A 20,663-nucleotide genomic window follows, 5' to 3' on the forward strand; every position below is an offset into this window, starting at 1 on the left:
CGCGGCGCGACGCCACGGCCCGGCGGCGGGCCCCGTACGCGACGGGGCCGGCGCCGGGCCGTGCCGTGTCCGTACCTCAGCCGGTGCCGGTGCCGGCGCCGGTGCGCCCGGCCATGCCCGGTGCCGCGTACACCGCCTCGACCAGCGCCACATTGCGGTTGTCGCCGCCGGTCGTGCCGCCCCCGAACTTGTTCATCACGTACGCGTACGCCAGCCCGTTCTCCGGGTCGGCGAAGGCGAGGGAGCCGCCCGCGCCGCCGTGTCCGAAGGCGGCCCGGTTGGGACCGAAGAAGCCGCCGCTGTTGAGCATGTAGCCGCTCGCCCAGGCGAACGGCAGGGAGCCCGGCGCGAGCGGGCCGAGCACCAGGTCGGGCTCGTCCGGGCCGCCCTGGCGCTCCCGCAGGGCCGCGAGGGTGCCGGGGCCGACCAGCTCACCGGCGGCCAGCGCGTGGTAGACCGTCGCCAGGCCGCGCGCGGTGACGTTGCCGTTGGCGGCCGGTATCTCGGCCGAGCGGCAGGCGGCGCTGTTCACATCACCGGTGGGCAGATGGCGCATGGCGAGCGCCAGTGGGGCGAACGGATGGACGTCCAGGGACCGGATGGTCCCCTCCGGCACCCCCGGGAACGCACTGCTGAGGGAGCCGACGCCGTCCGGGCCGATCAGCTCGGCGCAGCGCCCGTGTTCGGAGGCAGGGGTGCCGATGTACAGATCGGCGCCGAGCGGTTCGGTGATCTCCGTACGCAGGAACGTGCCGAGCGAGACACCGGCGATCCGGCGTACCACCTCACCGACCAGGAAGCCGAAGCTGACGGCGTGATAGCCCTGTGCCGTCCCCGGCTCCCACCACGGCTCGGTGGCGGCCAGCACCGCGCACGTCTTCTCCCAGTCGTACACGTCCTCCGGCGTCAGGGGCTCACGCGGCCCGATGAGACCCGCACGGTGCGAGAGCAGCCACCGCACCGGCACCTCACCCTTGCCGGCCTGCGCGAACTCCGGCCAGTAGCGGGCCACGGGCGCGTCCAGGTCCAGCTCGCCGCGGTCGGCCAGCAGATGGGCACAGAGGGCGGTCATGCCCTTGCACGTCGAGTACGCGTTGACCAGCGTGTCGCGCTGCCACGGCCGGGTACCGGCGGCATCGGCATGACCGCCCCACAGATCCACGACGACCTCACCGTCCCGGACCACCGCGACCGAAGCGCCCACCTCACCCCGCTCGGCGAAGCCCCGCGCGAACGCGGCCCGTACGTTCTCGAACTCGGGGGCACAGGTGCCCTGAACGGCTGCTGACACGGTGACGGGCTCCTCACGCGGGCAGGATGGTTGCCTTGGCAACCTAACTCCGGTCCGGGGTGGCGTCCAGGGCGCCTTGGACACTTGGACGGCCGGGGCGCGTACGGAGGACGCCAGGGGCGCGCGTACGGGAAGACGCCCCCGTACGCCCCCGGCGCGTCCCGCCTTCACACCGCCGTCCGCTCCCGGTGCGAGGAGTCCTCGTCCAGCAGGCGGGCCGCCATGTTGTCCAGGGCGCGGGCCAGGCGGGCGCGGTCCTCGGGGTTTTCGGCGGTCCAGCCCTCCAGGCGTGCGTCCAGCCATTCGCGCCAGGCGACGATCAGCCGGTCGATCTCGGCGCGACCGGCCTCGGTCGGTTCCAGGCGGCCGTCGTCGCCGTAGCGTGCGTAGCCGGAGGAGACCAGCCGGGTGAAGACCGGTTCCAGGACCTCGTCCGGCATCCGGTGGGCCTGGGCCACGGCTGTCAGTGAGGTGCGGCCGTGGATGCGGGTGCGCCAGTGGAGCTGGCCCAGCGCCCAGGCCTGCCCGGGCGTGAGCGGGCTGCCGGACGCGGCCAGCACCTCCAGGCTCACCGGGCCCTCCGCCTTGCGCATCGTCCGCGCCACCGCGCGTTCCAACTGCTGGTCGGAGTCGGTGGAGTCGGGGGCGGCGAAGCCCTCGCCCAGGTCGCCAGCGGCGGCCCGCGCGCTGTCGCGCAGCGGCACCTCCTTGAGGAACCACGCCATCAGGAACCCGGCCACCGCGACCGGCACGACCCACTGGAAGACGTAGTTGACGGTGTCGGCGTACGCGTCGATGACCGGACGGGCCTGGGCGGCGGGCAGTTGGTGCAGGGCCTGCGGGCTCGCCGCTGCCGCCGGCGGCACGCCCGGCGCCTCGGCCAGGGCGGACCTGAGGTTGGGGTCGAGCCGGTTGCTGTAGAGCGTGCCGAAGACGGCGGTGCCGAAGGAGGATCCGAGGGTACGGAAGAAGGTCACGCCGGAGGTCGCCGAGCCCAGCTCGTGGTAGTCGACCGTGTTCTGCACGGCGATGGTCAGCACCTGCATGGCCAGGCCGATGCCGAGGCCGAGCACGAACATGTACAGGGATTCGAGCCAGACGCCGGTGTCCGCGCCCATGGTGGACATCAGGTACAGGCCGAGCGCCATCACGCCCGTACCGATGACGGGGAAGATCCGGTAGCGGCCGGTGCGGCTGACGACGACGCCGGAGAGCATGGAGGTGCCGAGCAGCCCGGCGACCATCGGGAGGGTCCGGACGCCTGACATGGTCGCCGAGACGCCGTCGACGAACTGGAGGTACGTCGGCAGGTACGTCATCGCGCCGAGCATCGCGAAGCCGACGATGAAGCTCAAGGCCGAGCAGACGGTGAAGACCGGGTTGCGGAACAGGTGCATGGGGAGCATGGGCTCCTTGGCCCGCAACTCCACGAGCACGAAGGCCGCCAGCAGCGCCACCGAGCCCGCGAACAGGCCGATGATGACGGGCGAGCCCCAGGCGTACTCGTTGCCGCCCCACTCCAGGCCCAGCACCAGCCCGGAGGCGCCCAGCGCGACCAGCACGATGCCGAGGTAGTCGATCAGGGGACGTACGGCGGACCGGACGACGGGGATCGTGCGGGCCGCCATGACGACCATGACGATCGCGATGGGGATGTTGACGTAGAAGCACCAGCGCCAGGAGGCGTGATCGGTGAACAGGCCGCCCAGCGTGGGCCCGACGACCGTGGTCACGCCGAAGACGGCGCCCAGCGCTCCCTGGTACTTGCCGCGCTCGCGCAGCGGGATGACGTCCGCGATCAGCGCCATCGCGGTGACCATCAGGCCACCACCGCCGATGCCCTGCACGGCGCGGGCGACGACCAGCATCAGCATCGAGGTGGAGGCGCCGGCCAGGATCGAGCCGGCGACGAAGACCACCGCGCTCAGCTGGAAGATGACCTTCCGGCCGAACAGGTCGCCGAACTTGCCGACCAGGACCGTGGAGACGGTCTCCGCCAGCAGGTACGCCGTCACCACCCACGCCATGTGCCCGCCGCCGCCCAGGTCCGCCACGATCGTGGGCAGCGCGGTGGAGACGATCGTCTGGTCCAGGGCGGCCAGCAGCATGCCGAGCACGATCGTGGTGAAGACGAGGTTGGTACGGCGGCGGCTGAGCGCGGGCGGAGCGCTCCGCGCCTCGGGGGAGGGGGCTTGCGCGGCGGCCGTGGTCATGTGCCAAGCCTTTGCGCCAATGCCCGGGTTCGCCACCTTTTGCTGCTGTGGGGGTGACGCGCCGTTGCCGTTTCGCGTCCCAGGCGCTCTTGCGACCCGTTTGCAGTACGGCCACGATGAAGGCATTGCGCGGCTGAGCGGAGACCCTCATGCACGTACCCGACGGATTCATCGACGCCCCCGTCTCGGCCGCCACCGGCGTCCTCGCCGCTGCCGCGGTGGCCGTCAGCCTGCGCGGCGCCCGCCGCGAACTGGGCGGCACCGCACCCGGCACCGCGTTCGGCGCCGAACGCACCGCACCGCTCGCCGGCCTGGTCGCCGCGTTCATCTTCGCCGTCCAGATGCTCAACTTCCCCGTCGCCGCCGGGACCAGCGGCCACCTGCTGGGCGGCGCGCTGGCCGCCATCCTCGTCGGCCCGTACACCGGCGTGCTCTGCGTCTCGGTCGTGCTGCTCATGCAGGCCGTGCTCTTCGCGGACGGCGGGCTGACCGCGCTCGGCGTCAACATCACCGACATGGCAGTGGTGACCACCGTCGTCGCGTACGGAATCTTCCGCGGCCTGGTGAAGACGCTGCCGCGCGGCCGCCGCACGGTGACGGCCGCCTCCTTCGTGGCCGCCCTGATCTCCGTACCGGCCGCGGCCGCCGCCTTCACCGGCCTGTACGCGCTGGGCGGCACCACCGACGTACCGGTCGGCACCGTCTTCGCGGCGATGACCGGCGTCCACGTCCTCATCGGCATCGGCGAGGCCGCCATCACCGCACTGACCGTCGGTGCGGTCCTCGCCGTGCGCCCCGACCTCGTGTACGGGGCGCGCGGGCTGGCCAAGCCGCTGCGACTGCGGACTTCCCCCTTGGCCGGACCCGCGGTGGCAGCGGGGGAGCCCGGTGCCGCGCCGCCGGTGGCGCCGGGCGCCGCCCCGCGGCCGGCCGGCGCCCGGCGCTCCACCCGCCGCGTGTGGCTGGCGGGCGTCACCGTCGCGCTCGTCTGCGCGGGCGGCGTCAGCTACTACGCCTCGACCAGCCCGGACGGCCTGGAGAAGGTCGCCCAGGACCAGGGCATCGACGCCAAGGCCGAGGAGCACGCCGCGAAGGACTCGCCGCTGGCGGACTACAGCGTCAAGGACATCGCGAACCCCCGGATCTCCGGCGGGCTCGCCGGGGTGATCGGGGTGGGCGCGACGCTCGCCGTCGGCACCGGCGTCTTCGTCGTCGTACGGCGCCGCCGGAGCGCGGCCGGGGCCACGGCGGGCGAGGGCGCCACCGGGGCCGGCACGGCTGCCGGGGAAGCCCCGGCGCCCCCGCGGCACACCCCGGAATCGGCCTGACATGAGCGCCGGGCACGTCCACAAGCTCTACCGGCACGGGCACTCGCCGGTGCACGCCCTGCCACCGCACTGCAAGATCGCGGCGGTGCTCTGCTTCGTCCTGGCCGTCGTCGCCACCCCGCGTACCGCTGTCTGGGCCTTCCCCCTGTACGCGCTGCTGCTCGCAGCCGTCGCCGCGGCGGCCCGGGTGCCCGCCGGGTTCCTGCTCAAGCGGCTGCTCATCGAGGTGCCGTTCGTGGCGTTCGCCGTCCTGATGCCGTTCGTCGCCACCGGGCCACGCGTCCACATCCTGGGGACGGCGCTGAGCGAGCCCGGCCTCTGGGGCGCCTGGAACATCCTCGCCAAGGGCACCCTGGGCGTCGCCGCCTCCGTCCTGCTCGCCGCCACCACCGACCTGCGCGGCCTGCTGCTCGGCCTGCAACGCCTGCGGATGCCGCCGCTGCTCGTCCAGATCGCCTCCTTCATGATCCGCTACGGCGACGTCATCGCCGACGAACTGCGGCGGATGCGCGTCGCCCGCCTCTCCCGCGGCTTCGAGGCGCGCGGCGTACGCCACTGGGGGATCCTCGCCAAAACCGCCGGCGCCCTGTTCATCCGCTCCTACGAGCGCGGCGAACGCGTCCACCTCGCCATGGTCAGCCGCGGCTGCACGGGCACCTGGCCCGTACCGGACGCCGCCGCCGCGACCGGCGCCCAGTGGCTCCGCGCCGCCGCCCTGCCCGCCGCCGCCCTCGCCGTATGCCTTCTGGGATGGACGCTGTGAACAACCCCGTGAGCACACCCGTCACCACCGCACCCGCACCAGGGGGCCTCGCCCCGTCCCCGGAGAGCCCCGCACCCTCCCTGGAGGTCGCCGGGCTCGCCTACGCCTACCCCGACGGCCACCAGGCCCTCTTCGGTGTCGACCTGACCGTCGCGCGCGGCGAGCGGGTCGCGCTGCTCGGCCCCAACGGCGCCGGCAAGACCACCCTCGTCCTGCACCTGAACGGCATCCTCGCGCCCGGCGCCGGCACCGTCACGGTCGCCGGACTGCCCGTCACCCGGCGCCACCTCGCCGAGATCCGCCGCCGCGTCGGCATCGTCTTCCAGGACCCCGACGACCAGCTGTTCATGCCCACCGTCCGCGAGGACGTCGCCTTCGGGCCCGCGGCGGCCGGGCTGCGCGGCGCGGAACTCGCGGACCGGGTCACCGAGGCGCTCGGCCGCGTCGGCATGGCGGAGTACGCCGACCGCCCGCCGCACCACCTCTCCTTCGGCCAGCGCCGCCGGGTCGCGGTCGCCACCGTCCTCGCCATGCGCCCCGACATCCTCGTCCTGGACGAGCCGTCCTCCAACCTGGACCCCGCCTCCCGCCGGGAACTGGCCGACATCCTGCGGGCGTTGGACGTGACGGTGCTGATGGTCACGCACGACCTGCCGTACGCGCTCGAACTGTGCCCGCGCGCCGTCGTGCTCTCCGAAGGCGTCATCACCGCCGACGGCCCCACCCAGGACCTGCTGAGCGACACGGAACTGATGACCGCGCACCGGCTCGAACTGCCCTTCGGATTCGATCCGCGCTCTGTGACGATCCCCACGCCCTGACGATCCCCGCGCCCTGACGCCACCCCCGCACACCGCGTCCGGCGCCGCCCCTGGTCACCAGCACTGATCCGCGCGTTGCACCATTGATAGGTCACAAACGCGACGGATGAGTGGGAAGCGGGAAACAGTGGTGGACGTCCAGGGCACGGTCGCGGACGGCTTCGAGCCGGTCCGGGACGCCTTTGCGGCCAACTTCGCGCGGCGCGGCGAGCGCGGCGCGGCTGTCGCCGTCTACCGGCACGGGCGCAAGATCGTCGACCTGTGGGGCGGCGACCGGGACGCCGACGGCCCCGAGCACGGCGCGGCCCCCTGGGAGGCGGACACCGCCCAGGTCATCCGCTCCGCCACCAAGGGCGTCGCCGCGATCGTCCCGCTCCTGCTGCACCAGCGCGGCCTGCTCGACCTGGACGCGCCCGTCGGCACGTACTGGCCCGAGTTCAAGGCCGCCGGCAAGGACCGCGTCCTGGTCCGCCACCTGCTCTCGCACCGCGCCGGACTGCCCGTCCTGGACACCCCGCTCACCCCGGAACAGGCCGTCGACGGCGTCAGCGGCCCCGCCGCCCTCGCCGCCCAGGCCCCCGCCTGGACACCCGGCGCCGAGCACGGCTACCACGCCCAGACCTACAGCTGGCTGCTGGCCGAACTGGTACGGCGGGTCACCGGCCGCACCATCGGCACCTGGATCGCCGACGAGATATCCGGGCCCCTCGGCCTGGAACTGTGGGTCGGCGCACCCGACGGCGCCCTCGCCCGCACCGGCCGCCTGGCCGACGTCGAGGCCCCGCCCCCGCCCGCCGCGGCCGGCCTGCGCGTACGCCCCAAGCGCAACGTCTCCGACGCGTACCGCGACCCCGCCTCCCTCACCCGGCGCGCCTTCGGCGCCATCACCCCGGCCCCCGACGAGAACGCCGACGCCTACCGCGCCGCCGAACTCCCCGCCTCCAACGGCATCGCCACCGCCCGCGCCCTGGCCCGCTGCTACGCGGCGCTCATCGGCCCCGTCGACGGCCACCCCCGCCTCTTCGCACCCGCCACGCTCACCCTGGCCCGCACCGAGGAGTCCGCGGGCCCCGACCGCACCCTCGTGGTCACCACCCGCTTCGGCCTCGGCTACATGCTGCACGGCCCCGCCTCGCCCCTCCTGGCCCCCGGCTCCTTCGGCCACCCCGGCCGCGGCGGCTGCCTGGCCTTCGCCGACCCCGAGTCCGGTACGGCCTTCGGCTACGTCACCAACGGGATGCAGCAGAACGTGACGGCCGACCCGCGGGCCCAGGCGCTCGTCCGGGCGCTGCGGGCGGCGCTGGAGGACTGAGCGCGGGGCGCACGTGTCGCACGGGGCTCCCGGGGCACCCGTACGCCCTGACGAGCCACTCCACACCGCAAGGAGCCGACATGGGCGACGAGCGCAAGCTGACGGACCCCCGGGAGGCCGGGGCCGACCAGGACAAGCCGAAGCCGCTGGACAGTGAGCGGGACCGCAGCGCCGAGGAGGTCAACGCCGACCAGCCGTCCGTACGCGGCGAGAAGCCGAAGCCGGCGCCGAAGCGGTACTGACCGGGCCCGTCCCGCGGTCTGTTGCCACCGGGGCCGATGCGCCAAGGTGGCCGCATGAGGCGATTCGACGGCTACAGCGTACTGATCACCGGCGCCGGCCGGGGCATCGGCGAGGCCACCGCCCGGCGGCTCGCCACCGAGGGCGCCCGGGTGCTGGTCACCGACCTGGACGGCGGCCGGGCCGAGAAGACGGCCGCCCGCATCCGCGAGAGCGCGCCTGTACGCGACAGCGGCGGCACCGCCGAAGCGCTCGCCTGTGACGTCGCGGACCGCGCCGCCGTCGAGGCGGCCGTCACGCACGCCGTGCGGCGCTTCGGCGGGCTCGACGTGCTCGTGAACAGCGCCCACCGGTGCCTGCCCGACCCGCCGCGCTTCGAGGACCACCGGGACGAGGACTGGGCCGGCGACCTGGACGTCACCCTCGGCGGCGCGTTCCGCTGCGCCCGCGCCGCCCTGCCCCACCTGGCCGCCGCCGGCGGCCGCGGCGCGATCGTGAGCATCGGCTCGGTCAACGGCGAGCAGGACTTCGGCAACCACGCGTACAGCGCCGCCAAGGCGGGCCTGGCCTCCCTCACCCGTACGCTCGCGGGCGAGGCGGCCCAGCGCGGCGTACGGGTGAACCTCGTCGCGCCCGGCACGGTCGACACCCCCAACTGGGGCGACCGCCCCGAGGCGCTGGAGCGCGCCGCGGCCGCATACCCGCTGGGCCGCGTCGGCCGCCCCGACGACATCGCCGCGGCCGTGGCCTTCCTCGCCTCCGCCGACGCCGCCTGGATCACCGGCGTCACGCTCCCGGTGGACGGCGGCATCCTGATCAGCAACGCGTCCCTGAGCCGCGCGCTGCACGGCGCGCCGCGAGCGGCACCCTAGGTCTTGGCCGGCAGGGCTCAGTGCAGCATCAGCGCGATCCCCGCGACCATCAGGCCCGCCGCCGCGAGACGCGGGGCGCCGAAACGTTCCTTGAAGAAGAGCGTGCCGATGGCCGCGCCCACGATGATCGATGATTCGCGCAGCGCGGCGATCGGCGCCAGGTGGGCGCGCGTCTGGGCCCACAGCACCAGCCCGTAGGCGAAGACGGACAGCACACCGCCGGCCGCGCCGCGCAGCGCCACCGGGCGGAGCTGGGTGAGCAGCGCGCGGCGCCGGGTGGCCAGCGCGTACGCGGGGATCGCCAGGCCTTCGAGGATCATCAGCCAGGCGATGTAGCCGAGCGGCGTGCCGGAGGCGCGGACGCCCACGCCGTCCACCGTCGTGTACGAGGCGATGGCCAGCCCGGTGGCGAGCGCGGCGGCGATGGCCGGCCAGTGCGGTTTCGTACCGGAGCCCCGGATGCCCCACAGCGCCACGCCCACCAGGCCCGCCGAGGCGAGCGCGACACCGGCCAGGGCCCACGCGTCGGGCAGCTCCCCGACGAAGACGGCGGCCAGCACGGTGACGACGAGCGGCGCGGTGCCCCGCGCGATGGGATACATCTGCCCGAACTCGCCCAGCCGGAACGACTGCATCAGCAGGACCTGGTAGACGATGTGCAGCACGACGGAAGCGATGAGCGGCAGCCAGGCGCCGGCCGCCGGCAGCGGGGAGAAACCGGCCAGCACGGCACCGCAGAGCGCGCCGCCGCCACCGACCAGCGTGAAGGCGATCAGCTGGTCCTTGATGTGGTGCGCGATCGCGTTCCAGCCGGCGTGCGTGACGGCGGCGACCAGGACCGCGGCGACGACCAGGGGGCTCATGCGGTCGTCCGCCGGCGTATGCCGGCCGTCCGGCCGCGGGCGTGCGGGCGGCGGGCTTCATGACCGTACGGGAAAGGGCGCATGGCCCGCACGCTAGCTGTAGCTGTACGGGCCACGCGATGGCCTGCGGGCGGGGTGTGCGAGATCACCCCGGGACCACGCCGGCGTGCGGGCCTCAGCCCGCCGAGAGGATGGAGCGGACGACCGGGCCCGCGTTCGAGCCGCCGTGGCCGCTGGCCGGGACGACGGCCGCCGCCGCGATGTCACCGCGGTAGGCGGTGAACCAGGCGTTCGGCTTCTCCTGCCCGTCGACCTCCGCCGAGCCGGTCTTCGCGCCGATGTCGCCGCTGAGCCCGGACATCGCCTCCGCCGCCGTGCCGGACGTGGCGGTCAGCTTCATCAGGGACTTCACGGCCGACGCGGTGCCCGGCTTCATCGCGCGCGGCGCCTTGGCCAGGGCCCGGCCGTCCAGCGAGGGCGCGACGATGTACGGCTGGTGGAAACCGCCGTTCTGCACGGTCGCCGCGATCGAGGCGACGGTCAGCGGGTTCATCCGCACCCCGCCCTGCCCGATCAGCGAGGCGGCCATCTGCGCGTCGCTCTGCACCGGCACCGCGCCGTCGAAGGTCGGGATGCCCGTCTGCCAGTTCAGGCCGATACCGAAGACGTCGCGGGCCTGCTTCGTCAGGTCGTCGTCGGCCAGCTTGGGCGCCATCGAGATGAACGCGTTGTTGCAGGACGCGGCGAAGCTCTGCGCGAAGGTGCCGTTCTTGATCTCGGTCTTGTTCAGGTTCTGGAACTTCCAGCCGCCGACCGTCACGAACTTCTCGCACGGGTGCGGCTTGTCCGGCGCGGTGAGCCCCTTGTCGATGAGCATCGAGGCCGTCACGACCTTCATCGTCGAGCCGGGCGCCAGCGAGCCCTGGGTGGCGGTGTTGAAGCCCTTCTCCGGGGAGTTGGCGATGGCCAGGATCTCGCCGGTGCTCGGCTTGAGGGCGACCGCGGACGCCTTCGGCTTGCCCTTGACCGCCTTCTCCGCCGCCTCCTGCACCGTGGCGTCCAGGGTGGTCTTCAGGGTGCCCGGCTTGCCCTTGGAGAGCACCTTCAGCGTCTCGTCGGGCTTCTGGGTCGCCTTGTCGCCGGGCGCCCGGTGGATGGACAGCTCCACACCAGGCTTGCCGTCGGTCTTCTTGCCGTACTTGTCCCGCAGGCTGTCCAGCACCCCGGCCAGCGCCGGGTGCGCCTCCTTGGTCAGCTCGGTGCCGTTGCGGTCCACGGCCTTGATGGGCGGCGCCTCGGACTCGCCGGTGCGCAGCACGTCGCCCTTGCCCAGCTGCGGGTGCAGGATGCTCGGCGCCCAGGCGACCCGCGGCTCGCCGGTCTCCTTGTCGCGCTTGACGGTCAGTGAAGTGGCGTACGAGACCGGGGCCTTCAGGTTCTTGTACGAGATCTGGGCGGCGACCGTGTAGGCGACCTTGTCGCCGGTGGCCTTGCCCGGGGTGAGCTTCAGGTCCGTGAAGTGGGTCTGCTTCGGGTACGCGGCCAGGCCGGCGCCGGCCGCCTTCGCGTCGTCCGTGAGGGCGGCGGCCCGGTCGGCGGCGCCCGCCTTCCAGGCGTCGAGGAACTTGCCCGCGGTGCCGGTCACTTCCTCGGCGGACAGCGGACCGGACTTGACCTCGGGCGCCCCGCCGCCGGGCTTGCCGTCCCGGGCCGCGCGGACCTCCTGGGCCTGATCACCGTCGCCGGACCCGCCGAGCAGCGTGTAGCCGCCGACGCCGCCCAGGACCAGGGCCACCGCCCCGCCGATCAGCCCGTACCTCACCTCACGGCGCATGACACCGATCCCCTCCCGAATCCTCGTTCTTCAGCACGCACACAAGAACGTGCAGCGCACTCTATGGGACACGGGGTGCGGGAGTACGGTTCGGCCCTGTGACGCGCGCGACGCCGGTGCCGTCGCGGCGCCTCAGGGGAACGGCTGCTCGCGGGGCGGCCGGCGCTGCCAGCGCTGCGGGCGGACCACTTCCACCGCGTTGATGCGGAAGACCGTGGTCTTCTGCCCGTCGACCTCGGTCGTGGCCTGGAGGACCAGCGCGTCGCCGAGCAGCGGGTTGTTGCTCTCCTGCCAGGTCAGGCCGGGGTAGTGCTGGCGCTCCGCCCAGGTCTCGGCCTCCTCCCTGGCCTGCTCGATGTCGAGGAACGCCGCGAGGGCCATCTCCTTGCAGGCGGGTGCGACGGTGCGCAGCGCGCCGTGGTCCTGGACCTGTTCCGGCTTGTTGTGCTCGATGACATAGACGATCTTCGGTGTGCTCAATTACGGTCCCTCCCTGGCCGCCCGGGGCCGCAGGGTGACGAACGGCATTGACCGGCATCGTTCGATGACGGCCAAGTATGACCGCCGGCCCTGCGCGGACGGCGCTTTCGGCGGACGGGTTCCGGTCGTGTCGCGCCCTCCATGAGGGATGAGTGCCCCGCCTGGCGCGCCGGACGCCAACCGGCGCGCCATCGGCCGCGAGCGAAGCGGCACGAGCCAGTACGATCATCGGCCGTGTTCCGGTGCACCCGCCGCACACCCGTGCCGACCGGGTGCGGAAAGGAGACCCCCATGTCCCCGGAAGAGATCGTCGACGGCCAGCTGGCGGCCTACAACGCGGGCGACCTCGAAAAGTTCCTCAGCTACTACGCCGAGGACGTACCCGTGTACGCCTTCCCCTCGGGCGAGATACTCGCCGACCGGTCGGGCCCCGCCTTCCGCGAGCGCTACGCCGCCCTCTTCGCCGCCAGCCCCGACCTGCACGCCGAACTCGTCTCCCGCGTCACCCACGGCCGCATCGTCATCGACCAGGAACGCGTGACCGGCTTCATGGGCGGCGAGGAGCGCACCGCCGTGGCCCTCTACGAGGTGGGCGACCGGCGCATCGAACGGGTCTGGTTCGCCACCTGACGCACCGCCGCACACGGGCCCGCCGAGACCACTAGACCCACGTGTCGAGCCACATCCGGTTGTGCCAGGCGCTCTTGGGGATCGGCTGGCCCGTGTAGAGCGGGTAGAAGTAGATGAAGTCTCGCCTTTACGGGGAAAGGGCGCCCCGACCAGCGCCTTAGACGCCAGCCGGGGCCGGATCAGGCAGCGTGGGCCGTCTGTGGGCCGTGATCTTGGACAGCGACGGCCCGGTAGAGGGTGTCCACCGCGCTCCGGGTCCGCCCCTCACTGCTGGGCATCAGGTGGGTGTATGTGCGGAGGGTGAACCCCGGATCACTGTGCCCAAGGTACGAACTCAGGGCCCGGATGCTCTCCCCGGCGTCCAGCAGAACGGACGCATAGAAGTGCCTCAGTGCGTGCATACCGTGCTCGCGGGCGGCCTGGTATCTCTCGCCTGCCTCCGGCTCCGGGATGACTCCTGCGGCCACCAGAGCCGGTTTCCAGTAGTGATCGTCAAAATGGCTGGCCCGGATGTGGTCCCCGGTGTTGCCGGTGAACAGGATCTTCTTCCGCACCAGCGGGCCGTTCGTAGTGCGCCAGGGCAACGCCACCTCGACAGGCGGGAACAGCTGGCAATGGGCGCGCAGTGCGGCAGAGACGGCCGCCGGCAACGGCACGTCGCGGATCTTCCCGCCCTTGGGTGGAGCGAAGACGAACCTGCCACGCTCCCGCTTGATCTGGTGCGTCACGGTCACCCACCCGCCCTCGTGGTCCACTTCGTCCTCGGACAGGCCAAAGATTTCGCCCTGCCGCAGTCCGCAACCGCCGCCGACATCGACAGTCGCTCCGAAGCGGGCGGGAAGGGCCGCCTGCACGTCGAAAACCCGGCGGGCCGTCCATGGGATGACGTGCCCCTTACTGACGCGCGGTGCCTGCACGGATCGGGCGTGGCAGGGGTTTTTGGCAATCAGGCCGTCATCGACCGCGGCACTGAACGCAGCCGCGACCGTGCCGAAGATGATCCGGCGGTGGGACGCGGCGGGCGCGCTCACCTGCAGCTCACCCAGCCAGGTGCGAATGTGCCCCGGATGGAAGGACGGGAGGGGGCGGGAACCGATGTACGGGTAGGCGTGCAGCCGCAACCGGCGCTCGGACGCGTCGCGGCTGCTGATCTCGGTGGTATGGGTTTTCACCCAGCGTTCGGCGTACTGCTCGAAGGTGACGCGGCCGGCGCGCGGGTCGGAGTACTGGCCTCGTGCCATGTCCGACTCGGTGTGCGACAGCCATCGTTCGGCTTGGCGCTTTTGCCGGTCAGGGAAGCTTTGGGACTTTTCGGTGCCGTCCGGGCCGACGTAGCGGGCCCGGTAGCGCATCCCGGTGCCGTGGCGGTCGGTCTTGACCCGGACGGGTTTGCCATCGGGGCCTTTCTCGGTCTTGAACCATCGGTCTTGGATGTGGCCTGCCATGACGAACTACCTCGCGGTTGTCTCGGTGGTTCGCTGCACGGGTGGTAGCAGCGACCGGGGTGCGTGCCGAAGCGGTGTTCGTCGCGCCCCGGCTGCTGCCGGGCCAGGTGGTGCTATGTGCTACCGGCCAGGTCGGGCCGGGGTTTGCTTGCTAGCGGGGTTGCTACCGGTAGCAGGTGTGCCTGCTACCGGTAGCGGGGCGCTAGCGACGGTTCGGAGAGTTCCCAGGTGCCCGTAGGGGCGGTTTTCGCCTCGTGCCCGATCCGGTCGCTAGTCGCTAACTGACTGATCAGGCCCGGTTTGGGTCGCTAGCAGGGTCGCTTGCGCTAGCAACGGCTGTCGCTAGCGCTAGCGACGTTCTCAGGCGGCTTCGTTGTCGATGGCGGTCTGATGCTGAACCCAGCGGTGGACGGCCGCGGGGTCGTACCGGACGTACTTGCCGGCGCGGATGTAGGGCGGGCCGGTGCGGCGCTTGCGCCACTCGCGGACGGATTCGACCGGCACGCTGAACAGCGCGGCCAGTTCTTCGGAGGTGAGGTAGCGGTCCGGCAGGCCGGCGCGCAGGGTGGCGCGCGGGTCGCCGTGCGGTCGTGCGGTCACAGTGCCTCCCAGAGGGGCAGGTTGGTGGGCCAGGGGCCGGGCGGCTGGGTGCACCGCCCGGTCCGGCCGGAAGGGGTCAGGTCGTGGCGCAGGAGGGGTGTTCGGTCTGGCCCGGCCGTGTCCGGGCCAGGGGCTGGCCGCAGACCGTGCAGGGCGGCAGTTGCTCGGGCGGGCGCCGTACGAGCGTCAGGCGCGGCTCTGGGCGGTCGGGCGTGGCTTGGTCGGGTTGCAGGCCGATGCCGATGTAGGTGGGCACCTGCTTGTCGGTGACGGGATCGCGGGGCTTGCTGCGGCGCATCTGCGGGACCAGGGATTGCAGGTTGCGGCTCATGAGCGCCTTGCTGCCGGGGGCCACGCCCGCGTCCTCTGCCCACAGGCGCCAGGCGCGCCATAGGCCATCGACGGGCACGGAGCGGTCGGGGCCGGTCTCGCAGCACTCCCGCAGGAACGCTGAAGTCGGGGACGCCGTGTCCTGCATCGTGGTGACGGCCTCCAGCGAGCTGGACGGTGCGCTCAGGCGCCCGGTGTCCTCCAGCCGGTCCAGCCCGTCCAGGGCCCAGTTGAAGATGCCCGGCAGCTCCGCCAGCAGCCTGTCCAGCAAGTGCGGGTCTTCCCTGCCGAGCCAGGAGACAGTCATGTTCAGCACGATGAAGCGCCGCGCGATCACGCCGGAGGAGTCGCCGAAGTTGGGCAGCTCGTTGGACAGGATCACGATGCGGGCGGGCAGTTTCCCGGTCCACACCTGCCGGTACTTGCGGTCCACGTCGATGGTGTCTTCCCCGGAGATGGTCAGCAGCCGTTCCACCACCTGATGGGAATCGCGCCCGGACAGGCGCGCGTCGGCGACGATCGCCAGGGACTTGTCCACCAGGGACGCCAGCCCGAAGTTGCTGGCCATGCCCGCCAGGGTGGGCCCGGCAGTGTTCCCGGTGCCCACCAGGCGGGCCAGGACGCGCGCGATGGTGCCCTTGCCGGACCGGGAGGGGCCGACCATGAGCAGGATTTTCTGCTGGTCGGTGCGGCCGGACAGGACGTAGCCGAACCACTCCTGCAAGGCGTCGATGGCTTCGGGGTTGTCCGGCCACACCTGGTGCAGGAAGTCATGCCAGGTGGGGGCGGTGGCGTAGGGGTCGTAGACGAACGGCACGGAGATCAGGTTGAAGAACGCCGGAGTGAGGGGCATCAGGGCCCGGTCGGCGACCCGCAGCAGACCGTTGGTGCACGCCACCAGCGGGCCCCGGTCGGTGTGCAGCGCCGGGGGCGGCTGCTCGCGGCTGAGGGCGTGGCCGGGCGGGGCGATCCAGGACGGGGGGTCGATGGTGGGCGGCAGGTCCGTGACGGCCGCAATCGCCTGCATCAAGTCGGCGACCTTTCGGCCGGTCGGTGCCCAGTCGCGCAGCTCCGGTTCGCTCTGGCGCGGCGGCAGGTACCAGTACACGGCGTGCTCAAGCTGCCGGTAGAGGCTGGTGCGCACCTGCTGGTCGTCCAGCTCCCGCCAGTGCGAGCCCTGCCAGAGCATCCAGCTGCCGCGCCAGTACCGCAGCGTCAGCAGCCCGTTGACCTCCCATTGCGGGGCCAAGTACCGGGCCACCGCCATGGGGTGCGTCGGCGCGGGCACCACCTCGGCATCCGCCGCCGCTACCGCAGGGGTGGCGTCGGGGGTGGGTTTTGCGTCTCGCTTTGCGTTACGGGGACGGGGAGCGGCGGCGGGGCGGGGGCCGTCCGCGTGGTCGTCCAGGGGCCGGGGGGTGCTCACGCGGCGGCCCTCCTTCCAGCGTCGCGGCGGGCCGGATCGGGGGCGTTCCGGTGCAGCGGTCGGGCGGCCCGGTCGGGGGCGTACACGCAGCGGCTGAACGCGCCGTGAACACGGGTGTTCACGGGCCGGTCCGGGGTCGATTCGCACCGTTCAGGGGTAGACCGTGCGCCCGGTCGATCCGTGTTCACGGCCGCCTCGCGCATGACCGCCAGTCGGGCCAGTAGCGCCCAGTTGATCGGGGCGTCCGGGCCGGTCACCGGGCCCGTGAACACCCGATCCGGGCGGCCGTGAACAGGCTCGGTGGCGTGTTCACCGGCCGCGTGAACGCCGTGTTCACGGGCGTGTTCACCGTGTTCATGAACACTGGTCGTCGGCGCCCCGGTGGTCGTCCAGCACAGCAGCAGTGCCATGGTCAGCGGCAGGCGGTCGCTCTTGCGGGTGTTGCAGCGGCGGCAGGCCAGCACGGTGTGTTCCATCCGCCAGGTGCGGAACAGGCGCAGCGGCACGACGTGATCAATGGTGGCGTCCCGCAGGTCGTCGGCGAACGGGGCGCGGCAGTAGGTGCACTGGTGCCCGTCCCGCCGGGCCAGGGTGCGACGCCTGGCCCGGCGACCGGCCGCGTTCAGCGGCATGTAGTAGCTCGGGTTCACGCCGACGCCTCCGCAGCCAGCTGCATGCCGCGCTGGCGGCCGTAGCGCCGCGCCAGCTCGAACAGGCAGCGTTCGGGGGCACGGCCGACCACGGGCCCCAGGAACGGCTCCCCGTCTGCGGGTTCGACCACCAGCGGGAAGCGCCGCGCGCTCGTCCAGGTGGCTCCTTCGGCGACGCTCAGGCAGAACCGGCGGCGGTGGTAGTCCGGCAGGTCCCGGCGCAGCGCGTCCCGCTGTGCCCGCTGCACACCGTCCAGCGGAAGCGCCTCCCAGGTGCCGTTGACCATGCGGCCGGGCGGTGCCGATTCGACCCGCAGCCCGCGAGCGAGCCAGCGCAGGTCATCAGTGGCCAGGGTCGAGGCGAACTCCTGCACCAGGGCGCTGATCTGTGCGTCGGTGAGCGGTGCCCGCCGGTAGTCCTCCATTCGCTGCCGGGGCAGCCGGTCCCCGGCCAGGTACAGCGCCACCGCCGCCTCATGGTGGTCCATCCGCCGGGTGTGGGCGTTGGTGAACCAGTAGGCGACCGTCAGCCGGTGCGCCAGCTCCCAGCACTTCACCGCATCTACGTTGGCCGGGTCGGTCAGGTCCAGGTGCACGAACTCCCGGGCGATCCGGTCCAGGTCCCGCGCCCCCAGCGTGTCGGTGGTGTCGGCCAGGATCGCGCACAGCTCGGCGTCCGTGTGCCGGTGGCGGTGGCGGTACTCGGTGTCCTCAGTGAACGACTCGAAGAACGCGGCGGCGGCCTGCGCCCGGGTCAGCTCCACCCATCCGGCCGGGATACGCGGGTACGCCTCCCCCGGACGGCGCCGGTCGTGCACCTCGAAGGTCACCGGCTCCGGCTCGATGGCGGCCGGGACGCTCAGCGGGGGTTCCAGGATCGCAGTCACCGGCCCGCCTCCTTGTCCACGCTCACGCCGAACGTGCGGGACACGGCCGCCGCCAGGCGGCACAGGTAGGCCACCGGGGGCGGGTTGGGGCCCACGTACGCACCGCGCAGCGCCCGCAGCGCCAGCCGGGCGTAGGTGTCCATCCCGTCCGGGGTGCAGAACAGCAGCCCGAGCCGCACATGGGCCCGCAGCGCCTCCGGGTCGTCCATCTCGTCATCCAGGACGGTCACCATCGGGCTGAACACCAGCACGCCCAGCAGCTCAGCGCCGGACAGGAACAGGTCGGCCTGACGCACCGCGACGCGCAACGGCTCGTTCGGGTGCGGTGTACCGAACTGGTCAATCCGCGCCGGCCGCGCCGAAGCGCCGTGCCCGGCGGGGCGTTCAACGAGGGTTCCAGGCATCATGGAAGTGCCCTTTCTGGGTCGGGGAGCGGCGGGTCTACTTGGCGGTTGATCGCCGCTCCCTGTTGATGCCCTGGCCTTGACCAGGGCTTTCTTGCGGACATCGCCCTACTTGGGCGACCCGTTCGCTGACTAGCTTGCACTAGTCTGCTGTGGCGCACAACCCCCGGGCTAGTGCGCGCTAGTCCGCTGCGTGGGTACCCTCAAGGCATGACCGTCACAGGAGGGCCCAAGCCGAAAGCGGTGCAAGTTGCCGACGCACTGCGCGAAGACATCAAGAAACTCAAGCCGGGCGATCGACTCCCGTCGCAACGTGAGCTGATGGACCGCTTCGGGTTTGCTAGCCAGACCATCCAAAACGGGTTGGCGGCACTCCGCTCCGAAGGGCTCATTATCTCAGCGGGAAACCTCGGGAACTTCGTCAGTGACGGTTCCGCACCGGACCGTGACGTGCACGAGGAAATCAAAGAAATCCGCTCCCAGATTCAAGATTTGACCACTCGACTTGAAGCGCTCGAAATCCGTTCTGTGTCGGGCGCCGCATGATCTGACGCCAGGATGCAAGGGCCGAGCCGTGTGACGTAAGTGACAGTGGGGGGGACTGTGAAGCGGAAGGGGGGACACCCTGCTGTCACCCCTCCGTCCCCTTCCCTGTCCCCCCGCTCCGTGCGCGAGACTTGGGCGGGCAGGCAGTCAGAGGAGGGCACATGGGCGACGACAGGCCCGCATGGGCACGGCGTATCGCGTCTGAGCGGGACGCGCGCAACTGGTCGCAGCGGGACGCGGTGCGAGCTCTGCGGGCGCACGCGCCGGGAGAGCTGCCGGCGGACGAGAGCATGTTGCGTCAGTGGAAGCGTTGGGAAGCCGGGCAAATTCCGAACGACTTCTACCAGCCGCTGATCGCGGCCCTGTTCGGAACCGTGACTCACGCGATTTTTCCCGCGCCAGCACGCAGAAATGGGGATGCCGAAATCCTCAAAGCGAGCGGCATGGAAACGCTGGAAATCGTCAGCCGCCTTAATCGATCTGATGTAGATAGCGCGACGCTTGACGCGCTGCGTATCACCGCTGATCGCCTCTGCTCTGAATACCCGTACATGCCGAGTGAACAGCTACTCATCGAGGGACGGCAATGGCTCCGCAGAGTGGTGGAGCTCCACTCCAAGAGTTTGACCCTATCGCAGCATCGCGAGGTGCTTGCACTGTCAGGCTGGCTCGCGCTCCTAGTTGGTTGTGTCGAATACGACACTGGAGACCGTCATGCCGCTGAATCGACCCGCCGGGCTGCACTTTCGATCGCTACCGAAGCGGACCATGCCGAAGTAGGCGGGTGGGCACATGAAATGCGTGCATGGTTTGCCTTGACCACGGGCGACTATCGCGGTGTTATCGCATCGGCGCAGGCGGGCGCAGAGGTAGCATCTCGTCACGGGGTCGCGGTCCAGCTTGCCGCCCAGGAGGCCAAAGCGTGGGCGCGGCTGGGTGATCGACGCCAGGTCGAAGTAGCGCTTGACAAGGGACGTCGCCTATTGGAAGGAATGCCGCACCCCGAAAATCTGGATAATCATTTTGTGGTCGATCCGGCGAAATTCGACTTCTACGCGATGGATTGCTATCGCTTGGTGGGGGAAGACAGGTTGGCTCGCACTCTGGCGGAGGAGGTGCTACGTACCGGAACCGACTTCGACGGGACGGAGCGCATGCCGATGCGCAACGCTGAGGCGCGAGTCACGCTTGGCGTTACCGCAGCGCGACAAGGCGACTTGGAACAAGCGATCATCATGGGCGAAAGGGCGCTCGAAGGGGACAGGCAGTCTGTTCCTTCCCTCATCATGACCAGCCGTGAACTGGCGGCAGAAATGAGGCGCCGGTATGCGACGGAGCCCGCCGCCCAGGACTACTTGGCTCAACTTCGCGAACTGGGGAAGTCGAAGCCCGGTTTCCTCCCGCAGTGACGGTTGGAGCCTCCCCTGACTTGTTACCTCTCCCTAGCAGCCGCCGACACCTACCGAGACCCCAGTTTCCTGCGGATTCCGGGATCTTTGCGTGCCGCCTGCTAGGTGCTAGTTCGCTGGTCAGTGCCGGTTTGGGGTGCTAGCAGCTCTGCTAGGTCTAGCAGGGGAGCCTGCTAGGTCTAGCAGGTTGGAACGCCCCCTTTGACCGCCTCTTCCCGAACCATCGGGTGCGGGTCGGGGCGGGAAGGGCATGAACGAGCGGCTACGCCGCACGATCCTTGGCAGGCTCGCTTCGCTCGCGCGCGGTGGCCGCCGTACG

20 protein-coding genes are annotated in these 20,663 nt (G+C 71.5%); 9 read left to right on the top strand and 11 right to left on the bottom strand.

Annotated elements, in window-relative coordinates; all coding sequences use genetic code 11:
• Positions 1–76: 76 nt before the first annotated feature.
• Together AB0L45_RS39065 and AB0L45_RS39070 are read right to left on the bottom strand one after the other, a co-directional pair.
• The gene (locus AB0L45_RS39065; protein ID WP_365848559.1) at positions 77–1,291 is read right to left on the bottom strand and encodes a serine hydrolase domain-containing protein; all 1,215 of its coding nucleotides are present in this window, start codon (positions 1,289–1,291) and stop codon (positions 77–79) included.
• 167 nt (positions 1,292–1,458) lie between these two features.
• A complete protein-coding gene (locus AB0L45_RS39070; RefSeq protein WP_365848560.1) occupies positions 1,459–3,504 on the bottom strand; it encodes a DHA2 family efflux MFS transporter permease subunit in 2,046 nt (681 codons plus the stop codon).
• Positions 3,505–3,653: 149 nt separating this feature from the next.
• Between AB0L45_RS39070 and AB0L45_RS39075 the strand changes: the two genes are divergently transcribed.
• The 6 genes from AB0L45_RS39075 (at position 3,654) to AB0L45_RS39100 (ending at position 8,840) form a co-directional block, all read left to right on the top strand.
• Positions 3,654–4,832 (top strand): energy-coupling factor ABC transporter permease, encoded by a 1,179-nt coding sequence (locus AB0L45_RS39075; protein ID WP_365848561.1) that lies wholly within the window; start codon positions 3,654–3,656, stop codon positions 4,830–4,832.
• Between the two features lies 1 nt (position 4,833).
• Positions 4,834–5,595 (top strand): cobalt ECF transporter T component CbiQ, encoded by a 762-nt coding sequence (cbiQ, locus tag AB0L45_RS39080; protein ID WP_365848562.1) that lies wholly within the window; start codon positions 4,834–4,836, stop codon positions 5,593–5,595.
• Positions 5,583–6,416: an ABC transporter ATP-binding protein gene (locus tag AB0L45_RS39085; RefSeq protein WP_365848563.1), complete on the top strand. Its 834-nt coding sequence runs from the start codon at positions 5,583–5,585 to the stop codon at positions 6,414–6,416. The genes cbiQ and AB0L45_RS39085 overlap by 13 nt, the downstream gene beginning before the upstream one ends.
• A 106-nt stretch (positions 6,417–6,522) precedes the next feature.
• The gene (locus tag AB0L45_RS39090) at positions 6,523–7,728 is read left to right on the top strand and encodes a serine hydrolase domain-containing protein (RefSeq protein ID WP_365848565.1); all 1,206 of its coding nucleotides are present in this window, start codon (positions 6,523–6,525) and stop codon (positions 7,726–7,728) included.
• Positions 7,729–7,808: 80 nt separating this feature from the next.
• On the top strand, positions 7,809–7,970 hold the full coding sequence (locus AB0L45_RS39095; protein WP_365848566.1) for a hypothetical protein: 162 nt from the start codon (positions 7,809–7,811) through the stop codon (positions 7,968–7,970).
• A gap of 54 nt (positions 7,971–8,024) precedes the next feature.
• A complete protein-coding gene (locus tag AB0L45_RS39100; RefSeq protein WP_365848567.1) occupies positions 8,025–8,840 on the top strand; it encodes an SDR family NAD(P)-dependent oxidoreductase in 816 nt (271 codons plus the stop codon).
• 17 nt (positions 8,841–8,857) lie between these two features.
• On the opposite strand, the gene AB0L45_RS39105 is transcribed toward AB0L45_RS39100, so the two are convergent.
• From AB0L45_RS39105 to AB0L45_RS39115, 3 genes are all read right to left on the bottom strand, one after another.
• Positions 8,858–9,703 carry an EamA family transporter gene (locus AB0L45_RS39105; RefSeq protein ID WP_365848568.1) on the bottom strand — a complete coding sequence of 282 codons (846 nt, stop codon included), beginning with the start codon at positions 9,701–9,703 and terminating at the stop codon, positions 8,858–8,860.
• 175 nt (positions 9,704–9,878) lie between these two features.
• Positions 9,879–11,537, bottom strand: coding sequence for a penicillin-binding transpeptidase domain-containing protein (locus AB0L45_RS39110; RefSeq protein WP_365848569.1), 1,659 nt, complete (start codon positions 11,535–11,537; stop codon positions 9,879–9,881).
• A gap of 132 nt (positions 11,538–11,669) precedes the next feature.
• Positions 11,670–12,017 carry a hypothetical protein gene (locus AB0L45_RS39115; protein ID WP_365848570.1) on the bottom strand — a complete coding sequence of 116 codons (348 nt, stop codon included), beginning with the start codon at positions 12,015–12,017 and terminating at the stop codon, positions 11,670–11,672.
• A gap of 291 nt (positions 12,018–12,308) precedes the next feature.
• Between AB0L45_RS39115 and AB0L45_RS39120 the strand changes: the two genes are divergently transcribed.
• Entirely contained in the window at positions 12,309–12,647 is a 339-nt protein-coding gene (locus AB0L45_RS39120; protein ID WP_365848571.1) for a nuclear transport factor 2 family protein, read from the top strand.
• Between the two features lie 179 nt (positions 12,648–12,826).
• On the opposite strand, the gene AB0L45_RS39125 is transcribed toward AB0L45_RS39120, so the two are convergent.
• From AB0L45_RS39125 to AB0L45_RS39150, 6 genes are all read right to left on the bottom strand, one after another.
• Positions 12,827–14,092: a site-specific integrase gene (locus tag AB0L45_RS39125; protein WP_365848572.1), complete on the bottom strand. Its 1,266-nt coding sequence runs from the start codon at positions 14,090–14,092 to the stop codon at positions 12,827–12,829.
• 360 nt (positions 14,093–14,452) lie between these two features.
• Entirely contained in the window at positions 14,453–14,692 is a 240-nt protein-coding gene (locus AB0L45_RS39130; RefSeq protein WP_365848573.1) for a helix-turn-helix domain-containing protein, read from the bottom strand.
• Positions 14,693–14,768: 76 nt separating this feature from the next.
• Positions 14,769–16,448, bottom strand: coding sequence for a phage/plasmid primase, P4 family (locus tag AB0L45_RS39135; protein WP_365848574.1), 1,680 nt, complete (start codon positions 16,446–16,448; stop codon positions 14,769–14,771).
• Positions 16,445–17,098, bottom strand: coding sequence for an HNH endonuclease (locus tag AB0L45_RS39140; RefSeq protein ID WP_365848575.1), 654 nt, complete (start codon positions 17,096–17,098; stop codon positions 16,445–16,447). The genes AB0L45_RS39135 and AB0L45_RS39140 overlap by 4 nt, the downstream gene beginning before the upstream one ends.
• On the bottom strand, positions 17,095–17,985 hold the full coding sequence (locus AB0L45_RS39145) for a hypothetical protein (RefSeq protein WP_365848576.1): 891 nt from the start codon (positions 17,983–17,985) through the stop codon (positions 17,095–17,097). The genes AB0L45_RS39140 and AB0L45_RS39145 overlap by 4 nt, the downstream gene beginning before the upstream one ends.
• Positions 17,982–18,293: a hypothetical protein gene (locus AB0L45_RS39150; RefSeq protein WP_365848577.1), complete on the bottom strand. Its 312-nt coding sequence runs from the start codon at positions 18,291–18,293 to the stop codon at positions 17,982–17,984. The genes AB0L45_RS39145 and AB0L45_RS39150 overlap by 4 nt, the downstream gene beginning before the upstream one ends.
• Before the next feature lie 306 nt (positions 18,294–18,599).
• Between AB0L45_RS39150 and AB0L45_RS39155 the strand changes: the two genes are divergently transcribed.
• Together AB0L45_RS39155 and AB0L45_RS39160 are read left to right on the top strand one after the other, a co-directional pair.
• On the top strand, positions 18,600–18,935 hold the full coding sequence (locus tag AB0L45_RS39155; protein WP_365848578.1) for a winged helix-turn-helix domain-containing protein: 336 nt from the start codon (positions 18,600–18,602) through the stop codon (positions 18,933–18,935).
• A 161-nt stretch (positions 18,936–19,096) separates the two neighbouring features.
• Entirely contained in the window at positions 19,097–20,344 is a 1,248-nt protein-coding gene (locus AB0L45_RS39160) for an XRE family transcriptional regulator (RefSeq protein WP_365848579.1), read from the top strand.
• Positions 20,345–20,663 lie beyond the last annotated feature (319 nt).

The sequence above is a fragment of the Streptomyces sp. NPDC052496 genome, from assembly GCF_040679095.1.
GTDB lineage: Bacteria > Actinomycetota > Actinomycetes > Streptomycetales > Streptomycetaceae > Streptomyces.

Bases quoted from the DNA above. Each gene is read 5' to 3' on its own strand.
- AB0L45_RS39070 (WP_365848560.1), bottom strand. From the start codon at position 3,504: ATGACCACGGCCGCCGCGCAAGCCCCCTCCCCCGAGGCGCGGAGCGCT.
- AB0L45_RS39075 (WP_365848561.1), top strand. From the start codon at position 3,654: ATGCACGTACCCGACGGATTCATCGACGCCCCCGTCTCGGCCGCCACC.
- cbiQ (WP_365848562.1), top strand. From the start codon at position 4,834: ATGAGCGCCGGGCACGTCCACAAGCTCTACCGGCACGGGCACTCGCCG.
- AB0L45_RS39085 (WP_365848563.1), top strand. From the start codon at position 5,583: ATGGACGCTGTGAACAACCCCGTGAGCACACCCGTCACCACCGCACCC.
- AB0L45_RS39090 (WP_365848565.1), top strand. From the start codon at position 6,523: ATGAGTGGGAAGCGGGAAACAGTGGTGGACGTCCAGGGCACGGTCGCG.
- AB0L45_RS39095 (WP_365848566.1), top strand. From the start codon at position 7,809: ATGGGCGACGAGCGCAAGCTGACGGACCCCCGGGAGGCCGGGGCCGAC.
- AB0L45_RS39100 (WP_365848567.1), top strand. From the start codon at position 8,025: ATGAGGCGATTCGACGGCTACAGCGTACTGATCACCGGCGCCGGCCGG.
- AB0L45_RS39105 (WP_365848568.1), bottom strand. From the start codon at position 9,703: ATGAGCCCCCTGGTCGTCGCCGCGGTCCTGGTCGCCGCCGTCACGCAC.
- AB0L45_RS39110 (WP_365848569.1), bottom strand. From the start codon at position 11,537: ATGCGCCGTGAGGTGAGGTACGGGCTGATCGGCGGGGCGGTGGCCCTG.
- AB0L45_RS39120 (WP_365848571.1), top strand. From the start codon at position 12,309: ATGTCCCCGGAAGAGATCGTCGACGGCCAGCTGGCGGCCTACAACGCG.
- AB0L45_RS39125 (WP_365848572.1), bottom strand. From the start codon at position 14,092: ATGGCAGGCCACATCCAAGACCGATGGTTCAAGACCGAGAAAGGCCCC.
- AB0L45_RS39155 (WP_365848578.1), top strand. From the start codon at position 18,600: ATGACCGTCACAGGAGGGCCCAAGCCGAAAGCGGTGCAAGTTGCCGAC.
- AB0L45_RS39160 (WP_365848579.1), top strand. From the start codon at position 19,097: ATGGGCGACGACAGGCCCGCATGGGCACGGCGTATCGCGTCTGAGCGG.